The sequence below is a fragment of the Salmonella sp. 32082101201600294FB01SM01 genome, assembly GCF_017572865.1.
Classification (GTDB): Bacteria; Pseudomonadota; Gammaproteobacteria; order Enterobacterales; family Enterobacteriaceae; genus Salmonella; species Salmonella enterica.
Map to the genome: position 1 here is coordinate 103,525 of NZ_JAGESB010000003.1, position 24,497 is coordinate 128,021.

Here is a 24,497-nt window from a genome sequence, read left to right on the forward strand (position 1 = left end):
GCGTAGCCGCCACCGGGCAATAAGAGGCGTAGGCATGGTAAGCCTGACGCCGTCAGGCAAATTAAACCGCAGTCTGGAAAATCACGCCGTCCGCTTTCTCAGTGTACTGAGAGAGCTGGTCGAAGTTCAGGTAACGGTAAGTATCCACCGCCGTCTTATCCACCTGCGCCACAAAGGTCTGGTACTCTTCCGGCGTCGGCAGTTTGCCGATCAGCGCCGCCACCGCCGCCAGCTCCGCAGAAGCCAGGAAGACGTTCGCACCGGTACCTAAACGGTTCGGGAAGTTACGGGTAGAGGTAGAGACCACCGTCGCGCCGTCGGCCACACGCGCCTGGTTACCCATACACAGGGAACAACCCGGAATTTCGATACGCGCGCCGCTCTTACCGAACACGCTGTAGTAACCTTCTTCGGTCAGCTGCGCAGCGTCCATACGGGTTGGCGGCGCTACCCACAGGCGGGTTGGCAACTGGCCTTTGTGGTTATCCAGCAGCTTACCAGCCGCGCGGAAGTGGCCGATGTTGGTCATGCAGGAACCGATGAACACTTCGTCGATCTTCTCGCCCTGCACGTCAGACAGCAGACGCGCGTCGTCCGGATCGTTCGGCGCACACAGGATTGGCTCTTTGATCTCCGCCAGATCGATGTCGATCACTGCCGCGTATTCCGCGTCGGCATCGGCTTCCAGCAGCTGCGGATCCGCCAGCCATTTTTCCATACCCTGGATACGACGTTCCAGCGTACGACGGTCGCCGTAGCCTTCCGCAATCATCCACTTCAGCAGGACGATGTTGGAGGTCAGGTATTCAACGATCGGCTCTTTGTTCAGCTTGATGGTACAACCCGCAGCGGAACGCTCGGCAGAAGCATCGGTCAGCTCAAACGCCTGCTCCACTTTCAGATCCGGCAGACCTTCGATTTCCAGGATGCGGCCAGAGAAGATGTTTTTCTTGCCTTTCTTCTCAACGGTCAGCAGGCCCTGTTTGATGGCGTACAGCGGGATGGCATGGACCAGATCGCGCAGGGTGATGCCCGGCTGCATTTTGCCTTTGAAGCGCACCAGCACCGATTCCGGCATATCCAGCGGCATCACGCCGGTCGCGGCGGCAAACGCCACCAGACCAGAACCCGCCGGGAAAGAGATACCAATCGGGAAACGGGTATGGGAGTCACCACCGGTCCCCACGGTATCCGGCAGCAGCATACGGTTCAGCCAGGAGTGGATCACGCCGTCGCCCGGACGCAGAGAGACACCGCCGCGGTTCATAATGAAGTCCGGCAGCGTGTGGTGCGTGGTCACGTCAACCGGCTTCGGATAGGCTGCGGTGTGACAGAACGACTGCATGACCAGATCGGCGGAGAATCCCAGACAGGCCAGGTCTTTCAGCTCATCGCGGGTCATCGGGCCAGTAGTATCCTGAGAACCGACGGAGGTCATTTTCGGTTCGCAGTATGCGCCCGGACGGATACCTTTCACGCCGCAGGCGCGACCGACCATTTTCTGCGCCAGCGAGAAGCCACGGCTGCTTTCCGCCACGTCTTTTGCCTGACGGAATACATCAGAGTGCGGCAGACCCAGCGCTTCACGCGCTTTGGTGGTCAGGCCACGGCCGATGATCAGCGGAATACGGCCACCGGCACGCACTTCGTCGATCAGCACGTCGGTTTTCAGTTCGAAGGTTGCCAGTAGCTCGCCGGTTTCGTGGTTGCGCACTTCGCCTTTGTACGGGTAGACGTCAATCACATCGCCCATATTCAGGTTAGAAACGTCAACTTCAATCGGCAGTGCGCCCGCATCTTCCATAGTGTTAAAGAAGATAGGCGCAATTTTGCCGCCGAGGCACAGACCGCCGCCGCGCTTGTTCGGCACGTTCGGGATGTCATCGCCCATGAACCACAGCACGGAGTTGGTCGCGGATTTACGGGAAGAACCGGTGCCCACCACGTCACCCACGTAGGCCAGCGGGTAGCCTTTTTTCTGCAATGCTTCGATTTGTTTGATGGGGCCAACAACGCCTGGCTGATCCGGCTCAATGCCTTCACGGGCGTTTTTCAGCATCGCCTGCGCATGTAACGGGATATCCGGTCTCGACCACGCATCCGGCGCCGGAGAGAGATCGTCGGTATTCGTTTCGCCGGTCACTTTGAAAACAGTGACGGTGATTTTTTCCGCCAGCGGCGGACGGCTCAGGAACCATTCGGCGTCGGCCCAGGATTGCATCACCTGTTTGGCATATTCGTTGCCCGCTTTGGCTTTCTCTTCTACGTCGTAGAAGTTATCGAACATCAGCAGGGTGTGGGACAGCGCTTTGGCCGCAATCGGCGCCAGTTTCGCATCGTCCAGCGCATCAATCAGCGGATGAATGTTGTAACCACCCTGCATGGTGCCCAGCAGTTCAATGGCTTTTTCTGGGGAGACCAGCGGGGAGGTGGTGTCGCCTTTCGCGACAGCAGCGAGAAAACCGGCTTTAACATAAGCGGCTTCATCTACGCCAGGAGGAACGCGGTTGATCAACAGGTCTAACAGGAATTCTTCTTCGCCCACAGGCGGGGTCTTCAGCAGCTCGACAAGCGCAGCCATTTGGGTTGCGTCTAAAGGTTTTGGCACAATCCCCTGGGCAGCACGCTCAGCTACGTGCTTACGGTATTCTTCTAGCACGACGATATCTCCTCGCTCTCATTGTCATAATGCGGCGCTTTTGTTGATGGGCGATTCTCTTCACGCTCCTGTGAGACAGTAGTTAGTAGGGTAAATGCCCGGTACCGCATAAGGCACAATAACAGGATTTTCTTTAAGTGTTAATCTGTTTACAAAAAAGCAACATAAAAAAGTGGCTGAATCGTTAAGGATGGTCTAATGCTCTACTGAGACGGGAGCTACAGCCATAAATGCTTACCTCATTTCGTGCTTTGATCGTCACGTAACGTTATCGATCCCAACATTAGCTAAAAATTAAACTATCGTCCCTTTATACTCACGCGAAACTGCACCCCGTCGGCGGCAGGCATAATGACCATAGCGATTCTCTGGAATCGGGAGAGATAAAATGACGTTGCCCTTTAAACCCCATCTCATTGCCCTTGTCTGCAGTGCCGGGTTATTTGCCGCTTCGGGCGTACTGTATGTTAAAAGCCGCGCTCCCGAAGCGCCCGCGCAGGCGGCGGCTCCCGCCCCTGAGCCAACGCAGACCGCTGTGCCCGCGCCTGTCGCGAAAACGACCTTTACCACTGCGCAAATCGATCAATGGGTCGCGCCTGTCGCGCTTTATCCCGATGCCCTGCTTTCGCAGGTGCTCATGGCCTCCACCTACCCGGCGAACGTGGTTCAGGCCGTCCAGTGGTCGCGAGATAACCCCACGCTGCAGGGCGATGCCGCTATTCAGGCGGTGGCCAGCCAACCGTGGGATCCCAGCGTCAAATCGCTGGTCGCCTTTCCCCAGTTGATGGCGCTTATGGGCGAGAATCCGCAATGGGTGCAAAACCTGGGCGATGCGTTCTTAGCCCAGCCACAGGATGTGATGGATGCGGTGCAAAGGTTGCGTCTGCTCGCTCAACAAACCGGTTCGCTAAAATCAACGCCGCAGCAAACCGTCACCAGCGTGCCGAAGTCCAGCGCTTCTAGCGCCGTCACGACGACAACCACCACATCCGCCAGTACGCCAGCGACACCGTCGACCGTCATCAAAATTGAACCCGCGAATCCGCAGGTGGTGTACATGCCGAACTATAACCCCGCGACGGTGTATGGCGCCTGGCCCAATACCGCTTATCCGCCGGTGTATTTACCGCCCCCTCCGGGACAGCAGTTTGCCGATAGTTTTGTTAAAGGTTTTGGTTATAGTCTGGGCGTCGCCACCACCTATGCGTTGTTCAGCAGCATAGACTGGGATGACGACGATCATCACCACCATGACGACGACCATCATGATGATGATTACCATCATGGTGGTAACGGTTATCAACACAATGGCGATAATATCAATATCAATGTCAATAATTTCAACCGGATATCCGGGCAAAACCTGCCGGGCCAAACGATGGGCTGGCAGCATAATCCCGCCTGGCGCAATGGCGTCCCCTATCCGAATAATACCGTTGCGCAACGGTTCCATCCCACCAATGTTAGCGGCGGGTTAAGCGCAACGCAGCAAGCGCCAGTGTCTCGCGACAGTCAGCGCCAGACGGCCATGACGCAATTCCAACAGCGCAGCCATACAGCGAACGCTTCTTTGCCAGCGCCAGGCACCCGCGATGCCCAGCGTAAAGCGGCCTCACAACAATTAAATCAGATAGCCCGGCGTAATAATTATCGCGGTTATGACAATCAGTATGACAGCGCGCGTCGACAGACGGCGCAGCAGCATAGCGCGACGCTGAAATCCCAGACGCAGCAGCATCCCTTATCGCAGCAACAGCGTAACGCGGCGCATCAGCGGATCGCATCCTCTACGCCGCAGCAGCGTCAGGCATTTCGCCAGAATATGCACGCCAATGTGTTTAGCGGGAACGACAGTCGATCGCCGTCATGGCAATCGCAACAGCTACGCGGCCTGGAAAGCCGTCGCGGCAGCCACTTAAACACCGAGCAACACGCCGCCGCGCGGGAACATTTTTCTGAACATCATGAATTTCATCGCCGTTAACCGGAGCAGATAATGAAAAAGGTTATGTTAAGCGCTCTGTTACTGTCGTTACCCTTGCTGGGCTACGCGCAGGAACGGTTCCCCTCCCCGGAAGCGGCCGCCAGCGCCTTCGCCGCGGCGGTAGCCGGAAAAAACGAAACGCAGCTTACCGCGCTACTGGGCGATGACTGGCGGCAATTTCTGCCGCCGGAAGGCGCCGATCCCGAGGCCGTGGCCCGCTTCAACCGTGACTGGCGCGAAGGCCATCGCATTGTACAAAAAGACAATACGGCGCACCTGAATGTCGGACGAGAAGACTGGCAGCTCCCGGTGCCCATGGTGAAAGAGGCTGGCGGCTGGCGCTTTGATATGGCGGCAGCCGGGAATGAGATCCTCACCCGTACTATTGGGCGAAATGAACTTTCTACCTTACAGGCTATGCATGCTTACGTTGATGCGCAGCAGGACTATTACTTACAAAACCATCGCTGGGCGCACAGGATAATCAGTAGCGAAGGCCAAAAAGATGGCCTGTACTGGCCAACCAAAGCAGGCGACGCCCCCAGTCCCTTAGGCCCAAACTTTAGCCCCGCAGCGCCAGATGAGGGTTACCACGGCTACCATTTCCGTATTATCAGCGATAACGACGGTCACGGCGCGGCGCTTCTGGCCTGGCCGATGCATTACGGCGAAACCGGGGTGATGAGTTTTATGGTCAACCAGGACGATCGTATTTATCAGGCGGATTTAGGCAAAGAGACGGAGAGTAAAGTTCAGGCTATCACGCGTTTTGCGCCAGACGCGCAGTGGCAGGTCGCCGAATAACCCGTAAGCGCCTGGCGTTATCGCCAGGCCATGATCATTAGCCCTGATGCGGCATTAATTCCGGGTGGCCTTGTACCGGCGGCTTGTTGCTGGTCAGCGCGGCTTCATCAGCCTGAATGCTGCCGGAATTGGCCGCCCATACGCCTTCATGCGTGTGGGTGATCTGCTGATGCTGCGCATTCAAATCCTCGCCCATTGCCGCAATATGCGTACTTTCCGTACCGCCGCTGTTAGTCGCCCAGGGGATGACGGGATCGCTGGCAAATGCCATGCCGGAGATCAACGTCGCGGTTAGCGCTGCTGTTGTCAGAAAAAGTTTCATATATCAAACCTCATAATTAGCTCGCTATTATTTTATAGCGTTACTAATTTCAGGGTGATGACAAAGTAAGGAGAGGTATTTCTTATGAAACAATTAGTTGGTCGAAAATGACTGACAAAGGCACTACCGACGGCATAAGGTTTGAAAAGCGCACTGCTGCGGAAAAGATAAATTTTGCGGTTTCGTTATCCTTCGCCATCATTTGACACATCTGATTTGCCATGCATAAAAAAAGCGGCTGTAAAGCCGCTTTTCTGTGTCGAATGGCGCATTGCCACCTACAGAAGATTATTTCTTCTTCGCTTTCGGGTTCGGCAGGTCAGTAATGCTACCTTCGAAGATTTCCGCCGCCAGGCCCACGGACTCATGCAGAGTCGGGTGCGCATGAATGGTCAGCGCGATGTCTTCCGCGTCACAGCCCATTTCGATCGCCAGACCGATTTCACCCAGCAGCTCGCCGCCGTTGGTGCCGACAATCGCCCCGCCGATCACGCGGTGAGATTCTTTGTCGAAAATCAGTTTGGTCATACCGTCTGCGCAGTCAGAAGCGATAGCACGGCCAGAAGCTGCCCACGGGAAGGTGGCGGTTTCATAGCTGATGCCTTTTTCTTTCGCTTCTTTCTCGGTCAGGCCAACCCATGCCACTTCTGGCTCGGTGTACGCGATAGACGGGATAACCTTCGGATCGAAGTAGTGTTTCTTCCCGGCGATAACTTCAGCGGCAACGTGACCTTCGTGAACACCTTTGTGAGCCAGCATCGGCTGACCGACGATATCGCCGATAGCGAAGATGTGCGGCACGTTGGTGCGCAGCTGTTTGTCGACGCGGATAAAGCCACGGTCGTCAACTTCCACGCCTGCTTTGCCCGCGTCGAGGTTTTTACCGTTCGGCACACGACCGATCGCCACCAGAACCGCATCATAGCGCTGCGCTTCAGCCGGGGCTTTTTTGCCTTCCATCGAAACGTAGATACCGTCTTCTTTCGCTTCAACGGCAGTCACTTTGGTTTCCAGCATCAGGTTGAATTTCTTGCTGATGCGCTTGGTGAAGACTTTAACGATGTCTTTATCAGCCGCCGGGATAACCTGGTCGAACATTTCAACCACGTCAATCTCTGAACCCAGCGCGTGGTATACGGTACCCATTTCCAGACCGATGATACCGCCGCCCATGACCAGCATACGCTTCGGCACTTCTTTCAGTTCCAGAGCGTCGGTAGAATCCCATACGCGCGGGTCTTCATGCGGAATAAACGGTAATTGGATCGGACGAGAACCTGCCGCGATGATCGCGTTGTCGAAGTTGATCACGGTTTTGCCGTTTTCGCCTTCAACTTCCAGGGTGTTCGCCCCGGTGAATTTACCCAGACCGTTGACCACTTTCACTTTACGGCCTTTGGCCATACCAGCCAGACCGCCGGTCAGCTGCGTGATCACTTTCTCTTTCCAGGTACGAATCTTGTCGATATCGGTTTTCGGCTCGCCGAAGACGATACCGTGTTCAGCCAGCGCTTTGGCTTCTTCGATAACTTTTGCTACGTGCAGCAGCGCTTTAGAAGGGATACAGCCGACGTTCAGACAAACACCGCCAAGGGTGTTGTAGCGTTCTACAATTACGGTTTCCAGACCTAAATCAGCGCAACGGAAAGCGGCAGAATAGCCTGCCGGGCCCGCCCCAAGTACCACGACCTGAGTTTTGATTTCAGTACTCATCATGACCTCTTTATTTGTATCCGGCGGTCCGGGGTACTTGATCGCCCATCATCCACCGGGTCGTTCTATCCGCCCGTATCTTACAAAATTGTTAACAATTTTGAAACAACAAACGGATCACGAATTATCGCTTTCGCTAATAACCTCACAAAATACATGAGATTATCAAAAAAAAGCCGGCCGTCGGGCCGGCTTTTTCATTACATCACCAGACGGCGAATGTCAGACAACATATTGTTGATAATGGTAATGAAACGCGCACCATCAGCACCATCGATCACACGGTGGTCGAAGGAAAGAGAGATAGGCATCATCAGACGCGGCACAAACTCTTTCCCATTCCACACCGGTTCCATCGCCGACTTAGAAACGCCGAGGATAGCCACTTCCGGCGCGTTAACAATCGGCGCGAAGTGGGTAGTTCCCAGGCCGCCGATGCTGGAGATAGTGAAGCAACCACCCTGCATTTCGCCAGCGGTCAGCTTACCATCACGCGCTTTTTTGGAGATGGTGGTCAGTTCGCGAGACAGCTCGGTCACGCTCTTCTTATTCACGTCTTTAAAGACCGGAACCACCAGGCCATTCGGGGTATCAACCGCCACGCCGATGTTGATATATTTTTTCAGGGTCAGACGCTGACCGTCTTCGGACAGAGAGCTGTTGAAGCGCGGCATCTGTTCCAGAGCAGCGGCAACCGCTTTCATGATGAAGACCACTGGCGTGTATTTCACATCCAGTTTGCGCTTCTCAGCTTCGGCGTTCTGCTGTTTACGGAACGCTTCCAGATCGGTGATATCGGTTTTGTCGAAGTGCGTAACGTGCGGGATCATCACCCAGTTACGGCTCAGGTTCGCGCCAGAGATTTTCTGGATACGGCCTAGTTCCACTTCTTCAACTTCACCAAACTTGCTGAAGTCCACTTTCGGCCACGGCAGCATACCCGGGATACCGCCGCCCGCAGCAGCCGGCGCAGCTTCCGCGCGTTTGATAGCATCTTTCACGTAAGCCTGAACGTCTTCGCGCAGAATACGGCCTTTACGACCAGTCCCTTTCACTTTCGCCAGGTTGACGCCAAACTCACGCGCCAGGCGGCGAATCAGCGGAGTAGCGTGAACGTAAGCGTCGTTTTCAGCGAACTCAGACTTGCCTTCCGCTTTGGCAGCCGGGGCAGCAGGCTTCTCAGCTTTCGCCGCCGGAGCCGGTGCCGCCGCTTCCTGTTTAGCCGGAGCGGCCGCAGGCGCTGCGCCTTCTACTTCGAAGACCATAATCAGAGAACCGGTTTTCACTTTGTCGCCGGTGCTGATTTTGATTTCTTTCACGGTGCCCGCGAACGGCGCAGGCACTTCCATGGAGGCTTTGTCGCCTTCCACGGTGATCAGCGACTGTTCAGCGGCAACTTTATCGCCGACTTTGACCATCACTTCGGTGACTTCAACTTCGTCGCCGCCGATGTCCGGTACGTTAACGTCTTTCACGCCCGTCGCTGCTGGAGCAGCCGCTGCCGGAGCGGCCTCCGCTTTCGCTGGTGCTGCGGCAGGCGCTGCGCCCGCCACTTCGAAGACCATAATCAGTGAGCCGGTAGACACTTTATCACCGGTGTTCACTTTGATCTCTTTCACGGTGCCCGCGAACGGCGCCGGCACTTCCATAGAGGCCTTGTCACCTTCGACGGTGATCAGCGACTGTTCAGCTTCAACGGTGTCGCCCACTTTCACCATCACTTCAGTCACTTCAACTTCGTCACTGCCGATATCCGGAACGTGAACGTCTTTCGCCGCTGCCGCAGCAGGTGCTGCTGCCGGAGCCGCTTCTTTCTTCTCTTCTGCCTTAGCAGGTGCAGCGTCAGCTGCACCGTCGGCGGAATCGAAAATCATGATAAGTGCACCGGTCTCGGTTTTGTCGCCGACAGAGACTTTGATCTCTTTCACGACGCCAGCCTGCGGAGACGGGACTTCCATAGAGGCTTTGTCGCCTTCTACGGTGATCAGCGACTGTTCAGCTTCCACTTTGTCGCCCACTTTGACCAGAATCTCGGTGATTTCAACTTCATCTGTCCCGATGTCCGGTACTTTGATTTCGATAGCCATTATTCTTTTACCTCTTACGCCAGACGCGGGTTAACTTTATCTGCATCGATGTTGAATTTGGTAATCGCATCCGCTACCACTTTCTTGTCGATTTCGCCACGTTTAGCCAGTTCGCCCAGCGCTGCAACAACCACATAAGAAGCATCAACTTCGAAGTGGTGACGCAGGTTCTCACGGCTGTCGGAACGACCGAAGCCATCCGTACCCAGTACGCGATAGTCGTCAGCCGGTACGTAAGTACGAACCTGCTCGGCGAACAGTTTCATATAGTCAGTAGATGCCACTGCCGGAGCGTCGTTCATCACCTGAGCGATGTACGGAACGCGCGGGGTTTCCAGCGGGTGTAGCATGTTCCAGCGCTCACAATCCTGACCATCACGCGCCAGTTCGGTGAAGGAGGTCACGCTGTACACGTCAGAACCTACGCCGTAGTCGTTCGCCAGAATCTGTGCCGCTTCACGCACGTGACGCAGGATAGAACCGGAGCCCAGCAGCTGAACTTTACCTTTGCTACCTTCGAGGGTTTCGAGTTTGTAGATACCTTTACGGATACCTTCCTCGGCACCTGCTGGCATAGCCGGCATGTGGTAGTTTTCGTTCAGGGTGGTGATGTAGTAGTAAACGTTCTCTTGTTTCTCACCGTACATACGCTCCAGACCATCATGCATGATGACAGCCACTTCGTAAGCGTAAGCCGGGTCGTAAGAGATACAGTTCGGGATAGTCAGCGACTGAATGTGGCTGTGACCATCTTCGTGCTGCAGACCTTCGCCGTTCAGCGTAGTACGACCGGAAGTCCCGCCGATCAGGAAGCCGCGAGCCTGCTGGTCGCCAGCCTGCCAGCACAGGTCGCCGATACGCTGGAACCCGAACATGGAGTAGTAAATATAGAACGGGATCATCGGCAGATCGTTGGTGCTGTAAGAGGTCGCCGCAGCCAGCCAGGATGCGCCTGCGCCCAGCTCGTTGATACCTTCCTGCAGAATCTGGCCTTTCTCGTCTTCTTTGTAGTAAGCAACCTGCTCACGGTCCTGCGGGGTGTACTGCTGGCCGTTCGGGCTGTAGATACCAATCTGACGGAACAGACCTTCCATACCGAAAGTACGCGCTTCGTCGGCGATGATCGGAACCAGACGATCTTTGATCGACTTGTTCTTCAACATCACGTTCAGAGCACGCACGAAAGCGATCGTAGTGGAAATCTCTTTACTTTGCTCTTCCAGCAGCGCGCCGAAATCTTCCAGGGTCGGCAGCTCTAACTTCTCGGTGAAGTTCGGCTGACGGCTTGGCAGGTAGCCATGCAGCGCCTGACGACGTTCATGCAGGTATTTGTGTTCTTCAGAACCTTCCGGGAAGGTAATGTACGGCAGTTTTTCGAGATCAGCATCGGCAACCGGCACGTTGAAACGATCGCGGACGTAACGCACGCCGTCCATGTTCATTTTCTTAACCTGGTGAGCGATGTTTTTACCTTCCGCGGTGTCACCCATGCCGTAACCTTTAATGGTATGGGCCAGGATTACGGTCGCTTTGCCTTTGGTTTCCTGCGCTTTTTTCAGTGCCGCGTAAACTTTCTTCGGATCGTGACCACCACGGTTCAGCGCCCAAATCTGCTCATCGGTCCAGTCGGCCACCAGCGCTGCGGTTTCCGGGTATTTACCGAAGAAGTGCTCACGTACGTAAGCGCCGTCTTTGGATTTGAAGGTCTGGTAGTCGCCGTCAACGGTTTCGTTCATCAGTTGGATCAGTTTACCGCTGGTGTCTTTACGCAGCAGCTCATCCCAACGACCGCCCCACATGACTTTAATAACGTTCCAGCCAGCACCTGCAAAGATGCCTTCCAGTTCGTTAACAATCTTGCCGTTACCGGTGACCGGGCCGTCAAGACGCTGCAGGTTACAGTTGATAACAAAGACCAGGTTGTCCAGTTTTTCACGGGTGGCGATGGTGATCGCGCCTTTGGATTCCGGCTCATCCATCTCGCCGTCGCCGAGGAAGGCGTAAACGGTCTGTTTAGAGGTATCTTTCAGGCCACGGTGTTCCAGATATTTCAGGAATTTCGCCTGGTAGATAGCACCGATTGGGCCCAGCCCCATAGAGACGGTCGGGAACTGCCAGAATTCCGGCATCAGTTTCGGGTGCGGATAGGAAGAGAGGCCATTGCCGTGAACTTCCTGACGGAAGTTATCCATCTGTTCCTGGGTCAGACGACCTTCCAGGAACGCGCGAGCGTAGATGCCCGGAGAGATGTGGCCCTGGAAGTAAACCAGGTCGCCGCCATCCTGTTCGTTGCGCGCACGGAAGAAATGGTTGAAACAGACATCATAGATCGTGGCGGAAGACTGGAAGGACGCCATGTGGCCGCCCAACTCAAGGTCTTTTTTAGACGCGCGCAGCACGGTCATGATGGCGTTCCAGCGGATAGCAGAACGAATGCGACGTTCCAGCTCCAGATTGCCCGGGTATTCCGGTTCGTCTTCAACGGCAATAGTGTTGATGTAATTACTGGCCCCTGCGCCTGCCGCGACTTTCACGCCGCCTTTGCGAGCTTCAGAAAGCAGTTGGTCAATCAGATACTGAGCGCGCTCAACACCTTCTTCACGGATGACCGATTCGATCGCCTGTAGCCAGTCGCGAGTTTCGATCGGATCCACGTCATTTGGGAAACGTTCTGACATGGGGGTATTCCTTATCTATCTAATACGTTGAGTTATCTGGAACCTGTCCCATTAAACTTTCGTCAGAAAGCTTAATAAGACAGGTTCTGCGTTTAGTTGCCGCGCACATTTTTGCGCGTTATTCACAACATCTTCTGGTTAACGTTCTGCCAGAAAAAACTAATTCTTGCGCTGTTCCAGGCGGCGTAAAGCGCGTTCACGACGGCTCTCCTCACGGCTTCTGTCCAGCATAATCTCTTCGATAAACGCCAGATGTCGGTGTGACGCTTCACGCGCTTCTTCTGGTTTTCCGGCCATAATGGCTTCAAATATACGGGTGCGATGCGTACTCACCAGCGGCAGCATCTCCCGACGCGCATACAGCAATTCGAAGTTCTGCCGCACGTTTTGCGCCAGCATCGGCTCCATACACCTTAGCAGATGAAGCAATACCACGTTGTGCGCCGCTTCGGTGACGGCGATTTGATACTGGAGCACGGCTTCGGACTCGGCATCCAGATCGCCGGACTCTTGCGCCAGCTCAATAGCATGGTGCAGCTCGCGAATACGGTCTTTATCTTCATCGGTGCTGCGCAGCGCCGCGTAATAAGCCGCAATGCCTTCCAGAGCATGGCGCGTTTCGAGCAGGTCAAACTGGGATTCAGGGTGATCGGAGAGCAGTTCCACCAGCGGGTCGCTAAAGCTCTGCCACAGGCTGCTCTGCACGAAGGTTCCGCCGCCCTGACGACGAAGCAACAATCCCTTCGCTTCGAGACGTTGAATCGCCTCGCGCAAGGAGGGACGGGAGACGTCGAACTGTTTTGCCAGTTCACGTTCCGGTGGGAGTTTTTCTCCGGGACGCAATGTTCCCTCAAGGATTAAAAACTCCAGCTGCTGCTCGATCACATCGGAGAGTTTTGGTTGGCGGATTTTGCTGTAGGCCATGATTTCCTGTCTTAAGCCATTTGCCTGGAGTCAATTGGTCTTACCAATTTCATGTCTGTGACGCTAAAGTAACAAAGTATTCACCTTCTGTCCATACAGGTTTTGATTGAAATCAGTAAAGGAGGCACATTTTAACAATTTTACAGAAATCATGTTTCAAAACTGTAACTGTGCACAAATGTTAAATTTACCCACCAGGAGGTAGATTTAACGTATTTGAAACGATAAAAAATCTCATCTGAACCGATTCAACAGTAGATTAAATGCATTTTTATGCATAAATAATGAATAAAAACAAATTAACATCTGTAAGGGAAAATAAAAGGAGGTATTTACAAGTGCTTTCTTTTTACGCAACTCGTCATCACCCCTGCACAAAGCAGGTGCATTCGCGGCCACATACCATTATTCTGATCAAGACGAAAGAGTTGAAGTGACATTTTAAAAAACGATCTTGTAAATAAATCAATACAAAAAGCGGAATTGCAAACTTACACACGCACTACTGCATCGTTCAAAATAAGCGCGTTATGAATAAACCGCGCCCGATACACGAGGTTTTATAATGGACAGTCAGCAGCACGGCGAGCAGCTCAAGCGCGGCCTGAAAAACCGCCATATTCAGCTTATCGCATTGGGCGGCGCGATAGGGACAGGCTTGTTCCTGGGAAGCGCCTCCGTTATTCAGTCGGCGGGGCCAGGAATTATCCTGGGCTATGCGATTGCAGGCTTTATTGCCTTTCTGATTATGCGCCAGCTGGGGGAGATGGTGGTTGAAGAACCGGTCGCCGGCTCTTTTAGCCACTTCGCCTATAAATACTGGGGCGGCTTTGCCGGATTCGCTTCCGGCTGGAACTACTGGGTGCTGTACGTATTAGTTGCCATGGCGGAACTGACCGCAGTGGGTAAATATATCCAGTTCTGGTATCCGGAGATCCCCACCTGGGCTTCTGCGGCAGCCTTCTTTGTGATTATCAACGCCATCAACCTGACCAACGTTAAAGTGTTCGGTGAGATGGAGTTTTGGTTCGCCATTATTAAAGTGATCGCCGTCATCGCTATGATTCTGTTCGGCGCGTGGTTACTCTTCAGCGATACCGCTGGTCCGCAGGCAACCGTGCGCAACCTGTGGGAACAGGGCGGCTTTCTGCCGCATGGCTGGACCGGGCTGGTGATGATGATGGCCATTATTATGTTTTCGTTTGGCGGACTGGAGCTGGTAGGGATCACCGCCGCTGAAGCCGATAACCCGGAACAGAGCATCCCCAAAGCTACCAATCAGGTTATCTATCGCATCCTGATTTTTTATATCGGCTCGCTGGCGGTCCTGCTTTCGCTGCTGCCATGGACTCGCGTCACCGCCGATACCAGCCCGTTTGTCCTTATCTTCCATGAACTGGGCGATACGTTTGTCGCCAATGCGCTGAATATCGTGGTTCTCACCGCCGCGCTATCGGTTTATAACAGCTGCGTTTACTGCAACAGCCGTATGCTGTTCGGTCTGGCCCAGCAGGGAAATGCGCCGAAAGCGCTGCTGAACGTCGACAAACGCGGCGTGCCGGTGAGCTCCATTTTGGTTTCCGCCGTCGTGACGGCGTTGTGCGTGCTGCTCAACTACCTGGCCCCAGAGTCCGCATTCGGACTGCTGATGGCGCTGGTGGTCTCCGCGCTGGTCATTAACTGGGCGATGATTAGCCTTGCCCATATGATGTTCCGTCGCGCAAAACAGCAGCAGGGCGTGAAAACCCGCTTCCCGGCCCTGTTTTATCCGTTCGGCAACGTTCTCTGTCTGCTGTTTATGGCGGCGGTATTGATCATTATGCTGATGACGCCAGGTATGGCGATCTCCGTGTGGCTGATTCCGGTATGGCTGCTCATCCTGGGCGTCGGCTACCTGTGTAAAGAAAAAACGGCAAAAACGGTGAAAGCCCACTGATCGTGGCGTTACTTTTCCGCCCTCCCCGTCCGGGGAGGGTGTTATCTGTCTCACAGTTTCCCACGTATAACCATTTTATCCATATCAGCGGCGTGATCCTGCTACGCAAATAAAAGCTCGCAGGCGAATAATTACCGCCATCATCTGATGGGGAGAAGTCTCAATGGATAAGGGCAGACTTTCGGTAAGAGAGAAAATCGGGTATGGCATGGGTGACGCCGGATGTAACATTATTTTTGGCGCTATCATGCTGTTTGTTAATTATTTTTATACGGATATTTTTGGTCTTGCCCCGGCGTTAGTCGGTGTTTTACTCCTTTCAGTACGCGTTATCGATGCCGTTACCGATCCGGTGATGGGCGCGCTTGCCGATCGTACCCAAAGTAAATATGGTCGTTTCCGCCCCTGGCTACTGTGGATTGCATTTCCCTACGCGCTGTTCAGCGTGCTGATGTTCACGACGCCGGACTGGGGCTATAACAGCAAAGTTGTCTATGCTTTCGTCACCTATTTTCTGCTTTCCGTGACCTACACCGCCATCAATATTCCCTATTGCTCACTGGGCGGCGTGATCACCAACGATCCAAAAGAGCGCGTGGCCTGTCAGGCTTATCGCTTCGTGTTAGTCGGCATCGCGACGCTGTTGTTATCGTTAACGCTATTGCCGATGGTGGACTGGTTTGGCGGCGGCGACAAAGCCAAAGGCTATCAGTTGGCGATGACCGTGCTGGCGATTATCGGCATGGGTATGTTTCTGTTCTGCTTTGCCAGCGTCCGCGAACGCGTTCGCCCTGCCGTTCCGACGCACGATGATATGAAGAATGATTTCAAAGACGTGTGGAAAAACGATCAATGGGTACGCATTCTGCTATTGACCTTATGTAACGTCTGCCCGGGGTTTATCCGTATGGCGGCGACCATGTATTACGTCACCTGGGTGATGGGACAAAGCACCCATTTCGCTACGCTTTTTATTAGCCTTGGCGTGGTCGGTATGATGATCGGCAGTATGCTGGCAAAAGTCTTAACCGATCGCTGGTGTAAATTGAAGGTATTTTTCTGGACCAATATCGCGCTGGCGATTTTCTCCTGCGCGTTCTATTTCTTTGATCCGAAAGCTACCGTGATGATAGTGGCGCTCTACTTCCTGCTCAATATTCTGCATCAGATCCCTTCCCCGTTGCACTGGTCGCTGATGGCGGACGTCGATGATTACGGCGAATGGAAAACCGGCAAACGCATTACCGGTATTAGCTTCTCCGGTAATCTGTTCTTCCTGAAACTGGGCCTGGCGATTGCCGGGGCGATGGTCGGCTTTTTGCTCTCCTGGTACGGTTATGACGCCAGCGCCAAAGCGCAAAGCGCTTCGGCGATGAACGGTATTATGCTGTTGTTTACCGTTATCCCTGGCGTTGGCTATCTGATTACCGCAGGCGTGGTACGTCTGCTGAAAGTTGACCGTGAACTGATGAAAAAAATCCAGGACGATTTGGAAAAACGTCGCACTAATTACCGCGAATTGAGTGAGTTGCAGGAGCTCAAAGCCGCTGAAAGCGTAAGGAAAGCCTGATGGCAAACTGGCCAAACCCGTTTATTGAACAACGTGCCGATCCGTTTATTTTACGCGACGGCAGCGATTACTACTTTATTGCCTCCGTACCGGAATATGACAGGCTGGAAATCCGCCGGGCTGATTCGCTGGAAGGGTTGCGCGCCGCCGACCCCGTTGTCGTCTGGCGCAAACCGGAAAGCGGCCCGATGAGCCAGCTCATCTGGGCACCGGAAATGCACCGCATCAACGGTAAGTGGTACATCTATTTTGCCGCTACCCATACTCAAGCGCTTGATAAGCTGGGAATGTTCCAGCACCGCATGTTTGCCCTGGAGTGCGCCGATGCCGACCCACTCACCGGCAAGTGGACGGAGAAAGGTCAAATTAAAACACCGTTTGATACCTTCGCCCTCGATGCCACCACTTTTTATCATCAGGGAAAACAGTGGTATCTGTGGGCGCAAAAAGCGCCGGATATTGCCGGTAACTCAAATATTTATCTGGCTGAACTGGAAAACCCGTGGACGATTAAAGGCGAGCCGGTAAGACTCAGTAAGCCAGAGTACGACTGGGAGTGTCGGGGTTTTTGGGTTAACGAAGGTCCGGCCGTCGTGGTGCATGGCGACAAGCTGTTTATCAGCTATTCGGCCAGCGCCACCGATGAAAACTACTGTATGGGGTTACTGTGGATTAACGTAAACAACGATCCGCGCGATCCGGCCAACTGGCATAAATCACCGCGCCCGGTCTTTACCACCAGCTATGAAAATCGCCAGTATGGGCCGGGACACAACAGCTTTACGCAAACGCCGGAAGGTGAAGATGTACTGGTGTACCACGCGAGAAATTACACCGAAATTGAAGGCGATCCGTTGTACGATCCCAACCGCCATACGCGTCTGAAACGGGTGCGCTGGGACGAAAACGGGATGCCTGATTTTGGCGTACCGCCAGCCGATACGATCTAAGCCGTTGCACTGCCCGGTGGCGCTAACGCTTACCGGGCCTACAGATTTTTCCATTGTAGGCAGCATAAGCGTTAGCGCCATCGGCACAACGCTATACTAATGCCCCATAAATGGTGAGCAACGCAATAATCACCACCACCACAAACGAGGCCTTCTTCGCCATCGACACCGCCGCTTTGGGGGTTTCTACTTTGTCAGTATGTGGTTCGCGCGCCAGTGAGAACTGCGCCAGACGTGTGAGCACCTGATATTGCGAAGTATGCAGATCCGCCAGCGAGGCAAACCAGGCCGGCAACGCTTTCTCGCCATGCCCCAGTAATGCATACACTACGCCCGCCAGACGTACCGGAATCCAGTCCAGCACATGAAGAATAGCGTCAATGCCGGATTGCAAACGTTGGTGTGGCGTCTGATAGCGCGCCAGCCAGCTCTGCCAGGCCCGTAAAAACGCATAGCCCACCAGCGTTACCGGCCCCCACGGACCGCCAACGATAAACCAAAATAGCGGTGCGAGGTAAAAACGGAAATTTATCCATAACAACGCATTTTGCAGCTCACGCAAAAATTCACGCTCATTACAATCCGGCGGCACGCCGTGAATCAGCGTAAGCTCGCTGGCCATCGCCTCGCAAGGATGCGGATCGTTACGGGACGCCGCTTTCAGCCAGGCGTGATAATGTACTCGCACTTTGCCCGCGCCGATACACAGCACGCCCAGGAGAATCCACACCACCAGCGTTGGCACGTTAAATAGCAGCCCTTTTAACGCCTGGAGCAGTAGAAAAGTCACCACCATCGCGATCGCCGTCATTCCCATCGTGCGCAACATCGAAAAATGCGTAATCCGACGGAATAGCGCCTCCAGCCGATGATCGAGCTGCCAGTGCTCGCCCAGCTTAAACAGGCGCTCGACAATCAGCACCAGTAATGTCGTAAACAGCGTCATGTCATCTCCTTGTGCGACGAAAGGGCTACCAAAGCGCGAAAGCGCGGCCAGTCAAAGGCAGGGCCAGGGTCCGTTTTACGGTCAGGCGCAATGTTGCAGTGTCCGGTCATATTGTCGGCGATCGCCGGATAGCAAGCGATAAGCGTGCGCGTCACGGCGGCTAGCTGCTGATACTGCGCATCGGTATAAGCCAGCGTATCCGTCCCCTCCAGCTCAATACCAATGGAGAAATCATTACAACGTTCCCGCCCCTGATAGTTTGACACGCCCGCATGCCACGCACGCTTATCAAAAGGCACATACTGGACGATTTCACCGTCGCGACGAATCAGACAATGGGCCGAAACACGAAGATGAGCGATTTCTGCAAAAAAAGGATGGGCGTCTGGATCTATCGTTCCGGTGAATAATGCATCGATCCACGGACCGCCAAACTCGCCGGGGGGCAGGCTAATATTATGCACCACCAGCAAGGACGGTTTTTCGTCATCCGGACGGCAATCATAATGCGGAGAAGGGACGCGTCGCGCCTCTACCAACCAACCCTTATCTGGCAACATGCAGAGTCTCCTTTTGAGTGGTGCTTATAGCTGCTTCAGAGTAGCATGTTTCTACCTTATGATTCGTTAGCAATTTGGAGTTTTATCATGCCGCCTCGCCGTTATAACCCAGACGACCGACGTGACGCGCTACTGGAACGCATTAATCTCGATATCCCTGCCGCCGTTGCTCAGGCGCTGCGTGAAGATTTAGGTGGAGAAGTCGATGCTGGCAACGATATCACCGCGCAACTTTTGCCGGCAGATACGCAAGCCCATGCCACGGTGATCACTCGTGAAGACGGCGTTTTCTGCGGCAAGCGCTGGGTTGAAGAGGTCTTCATCCAACTGGCGGGCGATGATGTGCGCCTCACCTGGCATGTCGATGACGGCGACGCCATTTATGCCAACCAAACAGTGTTTGAACTGAACGGCCCCGCTCGCGTATTGCTGACCGGCGAGCGCACGGCGCTAAACTTTGTCCAGACCCTTTCCGGCGTCGCCAGTGAAGTACGCCGCTACGTTGGACTGCTGGCTGGCACCCAAACCCAATTGCTCGACACGCGTAAAACGCTGCCGGGTCTGCGCACCGCGCTCAAATATGCGGTTTTATGCGGCGGCGGCGCCAATCATCGTCTGGGCCTCACTGACGCGTTCCTGATTAAAGAAAACCATATCATCGCCTCCGGTTCGGTTCGTCAGGCGGTGGAAAAAGCGTTCTGGCTACATCCGGACGTGCCGGTAGAAGTCGAGGTCGAAAATCTGGATGAACTGGACGATGCGCTGAAAGCAGGCGCGGATATTATCATGCTGGATAATTTCAACACCGACCAGATGCGCGAGGCGGTGAAACGCGTCAACGGCCAGGCGCGGCTGGAAGTATCCGGCAACGTCACCGCGGAAACCTTACGCGAATTTGCTGAAACCGGGGTGGATTTCATCTCCGTTGGCGCGCTGACCAAGCACATACGCGCGCTCGATCTCTCCATGCGTTTTTGCTGATCCTCTCCGCCCGATGGCGCTGCGCTGTCGGGTCTATAAATCACCTGTCCGGCTATCCGCGTCGTGATTCGGTAAAATATTCGTAGCGCCTCGCAATAACGTTGCCGTGTCATGTAACGCAGCAAAAATCTTCAGAATCCGCCTTCCCGTTTTACTTTTTGCCGCTCGCCCGCTCTTTCCTCGTTTGCCACAGTAGCGCCAGCTAACTCAAGGAGCGAACAATGGAAAAACAACGCGGTTTCACGCTTATCGAATTGATGGTCGTTATTGGCATCATCGCCATTTTAAGCGCCATTGGCATTCCGGCTTACCAGAACTATCTACGTAAAGCGGCGCTGACGGATATGTTGCAAACGTTTGTCCCCTACCGTACCGCCGTCGAACTCTGCGCTCTGGAACATGGTGGGACGAGCACATGCGATGCGGGCGTCAACGGTATCCCCTCGCCCGTCATCACCCGTTATGTTTCGGGCATGAGCGTGGAAAAAGGCGTCATCACGCTTACCGGCCAGGAGAGTCTGAGCGGGCTTAACGTCATCATGACGCCCGCCTGGGACAATGCTAACGGCATTACCGGCTGGACGCGTAACTGCAATATTCAAAGCGACAGCGCGTTACAACAGGCTTGTGAAGATGTCTTCCGTTTTGACGCCAACTAAGGAGACAAAATGAAAGACGCTCAGCTCAACACCTTGTGTCAACGTCATCAGGCTGTACTGATCAATAGCGCCAGCAACAGTATCACTGTTGCTGTGGTCGACGCGCCCTCTCATGCGTTACTGGACGCTCTGCATTTCGCCACGCAAAAACAGATTGATATTGTGTGCTGGACTCGCCAGCAAATGGAAAATCATCGGCATAAGCCGGATCAGGCTCCCTCGGCAAACGCCGCGAAAGGCGGAGAAACCGCGGCCCAGCTTCTCAATCAGACATTACGCTCGGCGATGGCGAAACGCGCCTCTGATATCCATCTCGAACCAGGCGCCAGCCGCTACCGAATAAGACTCCGCATCGACGGCGTTCTTCATATTCTGCAGGACATCGCCAAAGAGACGGGGCTTGCGCTGACGGCCAGATTGAAAGTCCTGGGAAATTTGGACATCGCTGAACATCGACTGCCGCAGGACGGGCAATTTACCGTTGACCTGGCGGGCGACAGCATCTCTTTTCGTATCGCCACGCTTCCCTGTAAAGAAGGCGAAAAAGTCGTCTTACGGTTGTTGCATCAGGTTGAACAAACGCTGGATCTGGACACGCTGGGCATGTACGGGGCACAACTTACCGCTTTTAGACAAGCCCTACAGCAACCTCAGGGGCTGGTACTGGTGACTGGCCCCACCGGTAGCGGAAAAACAGTCACGCTATACAGCGCGCTACAAACCCGGAATACGCCGGGTATCAACCTCTGTAGCGTTGAGGATCCGATAGAAATTCCACTGGATGGGATTAACCAGACGCAGATCCATCCCCGCGCCGGACTCACCTTTCAAAATGTGCTGCGCGCGCTTTTACGCCAGGACCCTGACATCATCATGGTAGGTGAAATTCGTGACGGCGACACCGCAGAAATCGCCATTAAGGCGGCACAAACGGGCCATCTGGTACTTTCAACGCTCCATACAAACTCCACCAGCGAAACCCTGATACGTTTGCAGCAAATGGGCGTAGCACGCTGGATGATCTCATCGGCGCTTACGCTGGTGGTAGCGCAACGCCTGGTAAGGAAGCTTTGCCCGCACTGCAAACAGCGTCTGAGCGATCCCGTGGTGCTATCGCCCAATCTTTGGCCCAGCGCGCTACCGCGCTGGCAGGCAAGCGGCTGTCAGCATTGCTACCACGGCTTTTATGGCCGAACCGCGTTATTCGAAGTGTTAACCGTTACCCCGGCATTACGTCAGTTAATTGCGAGCGGCGCATCGGCGCAAGCACTGGAAGCCCACCTCCAACAGACCGGTACAGGGACGCTTTTTGAAAATGGCTGTCGCGCCGTTGAGCAAGGCATGACGTCCTTTGAAGAGATACTGCGCGTTCTGGGAATGCCCCATGAGCGTTAAACAGCTCTGGCGCTGGCAAGGCGTTAACGATAAAGGTCAACTGGAACAAGACGTTGTATGGGTGGACAATCGTCTGGCGCTGATCATCACCCTGCAACATCAGCGCATTATGCCGCTTCGCATCAAGCGCATGGGCGTTAACGCCGCACTGTGGAAAGAAGAGCAAAGCGCTGAAATTATTCATCAGTTGGCCACGCTCATTCATGCCGGACTGACGCTTTCTGAAGGGCTGGAACTCCTTGCGCAACAGCATCCCCACCGACAATGGCAAGCGTTGTTGCGCACGCTGGCTCACGAGCTTGAACAGGGCGTCCCTTTTTCCAGCGCATTAGTCTCCTGGCCGCAGGTATTTCCGCCGCTCTACCAGACGATGATCCGCACCGGAGAACTGACCGGCAAACTGGCCGAATGCTGCTTTGAACTGGCCCGTCAGCAAAAAGCGCAGCGGCAGATTACGGTTAGCGTGAAAAAGGCGCTGCGCTATCCCGCCATTATTCTGACAATGGCCGCTCTGGTCGTTTTCGCCATGCTGCACTTTGTTCTGCCGGAATTTGCCGCCATTTACCGTAGCTTCAATACCCCGCTCCCTCTTCTGACGCGCGGTATTATCGCGATAGCGCAATGGGGGTCGGCATGGGGTTGGCTCATCTTGTTCCTGGCGATGCTCGTTGCTATCGCTCACCGCAGGGTAAAACAAAAGCCGTCCTGGCAAGCGCAGCGGCAGCGTCTTCTGCTACGGCTTCCCGTGATGGGTCGCCTGATAAGAGGCCAGAAACTAGCGCAAATATTCACCGTACTGGCATTGACCCAAAGCGCAGGCATTCCTTTTCTTCAGGGACTGGAAAGCGCTATCGAGAGTCTCGGCTGCCCTTACTGGTCACAGCGTTTAACGCAGGTACATCAGGAGATCGCCGCGGGCAATCCGGTCTGGTTGGCGCTAAAAAATACCCAGGAATTTAGTCCGCTATGCCTGCAACTGGTCAGAACGGGCGAAGCGTCCGGCTCACTCGATATCATGCTGCATAATCTTGCCCGTCACCACAGTGACACTACGCTGGCGCTGGCCGATAATCTGGCGTCGCTGTTGGAACCGGCGTTATTGATCATCACCGGCTTAATTATCGGTACGCTGGTGGTGGCGATGTATTTGCCGATTTTTCATCTGGGAGACGCGATGAGCGGGATGGGATAAGGCTGGCGCACATTTACGCCAGCCAGAATATTAGAGGCTATTGAAAATGCGGTTTTCTTGTTCCTGCACCCGAATAAAGGTGGTGCGTTTGGTCAACTCTTTCAGGCGAGACGCGCCGACATAAGTGCAGGCTGAGCGCAAACCGCCCAGGATATCGCGGGCAGTATTGCCCACCGGCCCACGCAGCGGCAATTTAACCGTTTTACCTTCTGCCGCGCGGTATTTCGCGACGCCGCCGACATGACGGTTCATCGCAGATTCCGAACTCATGCCGTAGAACAGCATAAATTTCTCGCCGTTCTCTTCTACCACGCTGCCGCCGCTCTCTTCGTGACCCGCCAGCATGCCGCCCAACATAACGAAATCCGCGCCGCCGCCGAAGGCTTTTGCTACGTCGCCTGGCATGGTGCAGCCGCCATCGCTGACGATCATGCCGCCCAGGCCATGCGCCGCGTCAGCACATTCGATAACCGCCGACAGTTGCGGATAACCAACGCCGGTTTTTACACGCGTCGTGCATACGGAGCCGGGACCAATTCCCACTTTCACGATATCGGCGCCGGAGAGGATAAGCTCTTCGCACATCTCGCCAGTTACCACATTGCCTGCGCAGATTGTTTTTGTCGGCCATGCTTCACGTGCTTTCGCGACGAACTGCACAAAATGTTCTGAATAGCCATTGGCCACATCAATACAGACAAAGTTCAGCGCAGGATTCAGCGCCAGAATCTGCACGGTTTTTTCGAAATCAGCATCAGAGGTCCCGGTAGAAACCATCACATGCTTGAGAACATCAGCCGAAGCCTTGTTGATAAAAGCTGCCCACTCTTCAACGGTATAATGTTTATGTACAGCAGTCAGAATATCAAACCCGGCCAATGCTTGCGCCATTTCAAACGTCCCGACGGTATCCATATTGGCCGCGATAATCGGTACGCCAGACCAGGTCTGACCTGAGTGTTTAAAGGTGAATTGACGTTCCAGTTCGACATCGGAACGGCTTTTGAGGGTAGAACGTTTAGGACGGATAAGAACGTCTTTGAAACCTAACTTCAGATCTTCTTCAATACGCATGTGCGGATTCCTGGGGTTAATGGCGAAAAATCGAAACTCACAACTCCAGTGACGCTATCATAC

At 54.3% G+C, this 24,497-nt stretch carries 18 protein-coding genes; 9 read left to right on the forward strand and 9 right to left on the reverse strand.

Annotated features, from left to right (window positions below):
- Window positions 1–61: 61 nt before the first annotated feature.
- The gene (acnB, locus tag J4645_RS13795) at window positions 62–2,659 is read right to left on the reverse strand and encodes a bifunctional aconitate hydratase 2/2-methylisocitrate dehydratase (protein ID WP_000888965.1); all 2,598 of its coding nucleotides are present in this window, start codon (window positions 2,657–2,659) and stop codon (window positions 62–64) included.
- A gap of 388 nt (window positions 2,660–3,047) precedes the next feature.
- Here acnB and J4645_RS13800 point away from each other — a divergent pair, with 388 nt between their 5' ends.
- Together J4645_RS13800 and J4645_RS13805 are read left to right on the forward strand one after the other, a co-directional pair.
- Window positions 3,048–4,643 carry a DUF3300 domain-containing protein gene (locus J4645_RS13800; protein ID WP_023214752.1) on the forward strand — a complete coding sequence of 532 codons (1,596 nt, stop codon included), beginning with the start codon at window positions 3,048–3,050 and terminating at the stop codon, window positions 4,641–4,643.
- Window positions 4,644–4,655: 12 nt separating this feature from the next.
- On the forward strand, window positions 4,656–5,447 hold the full coding sequence (locus J4645_RS13805) for a DUF2950 family protein (protein WP_000757447.1): 792 nt from the start codon (window positions 4,656–4,658) through the stop codon (window positions 5,445–5,447).
- Window positions 5,448–5,484: 37 nt separating this feature from the next.
- Here the strand turns inward: J4645_RS13805 and J4645_RS13810 are convergent, their stop codons facing one another.
- From J4645_RS13810 to pdhR, 5 genes are all read right to left on the reverse strand, one after another.
- Complete coding sequence (locus J4645_RS13810; RefSeq protein ID WP_000765363.1) at window positions 5,485–5,769, reverse strand: outer membrane protein; 285 nt, start codon at window positions 5,767–5,769, stop codon at window positions 5,485–5,487.
- Window positions 5,770–6,057: 288 nt separating this feature from the next.
- Entirely contained in the window at window positions 6,058–7,482 is a 1,425-nt protein-coding gene (gene lpdA / locus J4645_RS13815) for a dihydrolipoyl dehydrogenase (RefSeq protein ID WP_001527420.1), read from the reverse strand.
- Between the two features lie 200 nt (window positions 7,483–7,682).
- Entirely contained in the window at window positions 7,683–9,569 is a 1,887-nt protein-coding gene (aceF, locus tag J4645_RS13820; protein ID WP_000963593.1) for a pyruvate dehydrogenase complex dihydrolipoyllysine-residue acetyltransferase, read from the reverse strand.
- Between the two features lie 14 nt (window positions 9,570–9,583).
- Window positions 9,584–12,247: a pyruvate dehydrogenase (acetyl-transferring), homodimeric type gene (aceE, locus tag J4645_RS13825; protein WP_023214751.1), complete on the reverse strand. Its 2,664-nt coding sequence runs from the start codon at window positions 12,245–12,247 to the stop codon at window positions 9,584–9,586.
- A gap of 159 nt (window positions 12,248–12,406) precedes the next feature.
- Window positions 12,407–13,171 carry a pyruvate dehydrogenase complex transcriptional repressor PdhR gene (pdhR, locus tag J4645_RS13830; protein WP_000331771.1) on the reverse strand — a complete coding sequence of 255 codons (765 nt, stop codon included), beginning with the start codon at window positions 13,169–13,171 and terminating at the stop codon, window positions 12,407–12,409.
- A 562-nt stretch (window positions 13,172–13,733) separates the two neighbouring features.
- Here pdhR and aroP point away from each other — a divergent pair.
- The 3 genes from aroP (at window position 13,734) to J4645_RS13845 (ending at window position 17,627) form a co-directional block, all read left to right on the forward strand.
- Entirely contained in the window at window positions 13,734–15,107 is a 1,374-nt protein-coding gene (aroP, locus tag J4645_RS13835) for an aromatic amino acid transporter AroP (RefSeq protein ID WP_000969487.1), read from the forward strand.
- Window positions 15,108–15,270: 163 nt separating this feature from the next.
- On the forward strand, window positions 15,271–16,677 hold the full coding sequence (locus tag J4645_RS13840) for an MFS transporter (RefSeq protein ID WP_000357539.1): 1,407 nt from the start codon (window positions 15,271–15,273) through the stop codon (window positions 16,675–16,677).
- Entirely contained in the window at window positions 16,677–17,627 is a 951-nt protein-coding gene (locus tag J4645_RS13845) for a family 43 glycosylhydrolase (protein WP_023214750.1), read from the forward strand. The genes J4645_RS13840 and J4645_RS13845 overlap by 1 nt, the downstream gene beginning before the upstream one ends.
- A 91-nt stretch (window positions 17,628–17,718) precedes the next feature.
- On the opposite strand, the gene ampE is transcribed toward J4645_RS13845, so the two are convergent.
- A complete protein-coding gene (ampE, locus tag J4645_RS13850) occupies window positions 17,719–18,573 on the reverse strand; it encodes a beta-lactamase regulator AmpE (protein WP_023214749.1) in 855 nt (284 codons plus the stop codon).
- Window positions 18,570–19,133: a 1,6-anhydro-N-acetylmuramyl-L-alanine amidase AmpD gene (gene ampD / locus J4645_RS13855; RefSeq protein WP_000936326.1), complete on the reverse strand. Its 564-nt coding sequence runs from the start codon at window positions 19,131–19,133 to the stop codon at window positions 18,570–18,572. The genes ampE and ampD overlap by 4 nt, the downstream gene beginning before the upstream one ends.
- An 87-nt stretch (window positions 19,134–19,220) precedes the next feature.
- Between ampD and nadC the strand changes: the two genes are divergently transcribed.
- The 4 genes from nadC (at window position 19,221) to hofC (ending at window position 23,360) form a co-directional block, all read left to right on the forward strand.
- The gene (gene nadC, locus J4645_RS13860) at window positions 19,221–20,114 is read left to right on the forward strand and encodes a carboxylating nicotinate-nucleotide diphosphorylase (protein WP_023214748.1); all 894 of its coding nucleotides are present in this window, start codon (window positions 19,221–19,223) and stop codon (window positions 20,112–20,114) included.
- Window positions 20,115–20,335: 221 nt separating this feature from the next.
- Entirely contained in the window at window positions 20,336–20,773 is a 438-nt protein-coding gene (ppdD, locus tag J4645_RS13865; protein ID WP_000414988.1) for a prepilin peptidase-dependent pilin, read from the forward strand.
- A gap of 9 nt (window positions 20,774–20,782) precedes the next feature.
- Window positions 20,783–22,168, forward strand: a complete 1,386-nt coding sequence (gene gspE, locus J4645_RS13870) for a type II secretion system protein GspE (protein ID WP_000650596.1) — start codon at window positions 20,783–20,785, stop codon at window positions 22,166–22,168.
- On the forward strand, window positions 22,158–23,360 hold the full coding sequence (gene hofC, locus J4645_RS13875) for a protein transport protein HofC (protein WP_023220750.1): 1,203 nt from the start codon (window positions 22,158–22,160) through the stop codon (window positions 23,358–23,360). The genes gspE and hofC overlap by 11 nt, the downstream gene beginning before the upstream one ends.
- Window positions 23,361–23,390: 30 nt before the next feature.
- On the opposite strand, the gene J4645_RS13880 is transcribed toward hofC, so the two are convergent.
- On the reverse strand, window positions 23,391–24,434 hold the full coding sequence (locus J4645_RS13880; RefSeq protein WP_001217361.1) for a GMP reductase: 1,044 nt from the start codon (window positions 24,432–24,434) through the stop codon (window positions 23,391–23,393).
- Window positions 24,435–24,497: the final 63 nt, after the last annotated feature.

Excerpts from the sequence above, each read along its gene's own strand:
- J4645_RS13810 (WP_000765363.1), bottom strand. The coding sequence starts at position 5,769 with ATGAAACTTTTTCTGACAACAGCAGCGCTAACCGCGACGTTGATCTCC.
- gspE (WP_000650596.1), top strand. The coding sequence starts at position 20,783 with ATGAAAGACGCTCAGCTCAACACCTTGTGTCAACGTCATCAGGCTGTA.
- J4645_RS13845 (WP_023214750.1), top strand. The coding sequence starts at position 16,677 with ATGGCAAACTGGCCAAACCCGTTTATTGAACAACGTGCCGATCCGTTT.
- nadC (WP_023214748.1), top strand. The coding sequence starts at position 19,221 with ATGCCGCCTCGCCGTTATAACCCAGACGACCGACGTGACGCGCTACTG.
- pdhR (WP_000331771.1), bottom strand. The coding sequence starts at position 13,171 with ATGGCCTACAGCAAAATCCGCCAACCAAAACTCTCCGATGTGATCGAG.
- ampD (WP_000936326.1), bottom strand. The coding sequence starts at position 19,133 with ATGTTGCCAGATAAGGGTTGGTTGGTAGAGGCGCGACGCGTCCCTTCT.
- J4645_RS13880 (WP_001217361.1), bottom strand. The coding sequence starts at position 24,434 with ATGCGTATTGAAGAAGATCTGAAGTTAGGTTTCAAAGACGTTCTTATC.
- ampE (WP_023214749.1), bottom strand. The coding sequence starts at position 18,573 with ATGACGCTGTTTACGACATTACTGGTGCTGATTGTCGAGCGCCTGTTT.
- hofC (WP_023220750.1), top strand. The coding sequence starts at position 22,158 with ATGAGCGTTAAACAGCTCTGGCGCTGGCAAGGCGTTAACGATAAAGGT.
- J4645_RS13840 (WP_000357539.1), top strand. The coding sequence starts at position 15,271 with ATGGATAAGGGCAGACTTTCGGTAAGAGAGAAAATCGGGTATGGCATG.
- aceE (WP_023214751.1), bottom strand. The coding sequence starts at position 12,247 with ATGTCAGAACGTTTCCCAAATGACGTGGATCCGATCGAAACTCGCGAC.
- ppdD (WP_000414988.1), top strand. The coding sequence starts at position 20,336 with ATGGAAAAACAACGCGGTTTCACGCTTATCGAATTGATGGTCGTTATT.
- J4645_RS13800 (WP_023214752.1), top strand. The coding sequence starts at position 3,048 with ATGACGTTGCCCTTTAAACCCCATCTCATTGCCCTTGTCTGCAGTGCC.
- lpdA (WP_001527420.1), bottom strand. The coding sequence starts at position 7,482 with ATGAGTACTGAAATCAAAACTCAGGTCGTGGTACTTGGGGCGGGCCCG.
- aceF (WP_000963593.1), bottom strand. The coding sequence starts at position 9,569 with ATGGCTATCGAAATCAAAGTACCGGACATCGGGACAGATGAAGTTGAA.
- J4645_RS13805 (WP_000757447.1), top strand. The coding sequence starts at position 4,656 with ATGAAAAAGGTTATGTTAAGCGCTCTGTTACTGTCGTTACCCTTGCTG.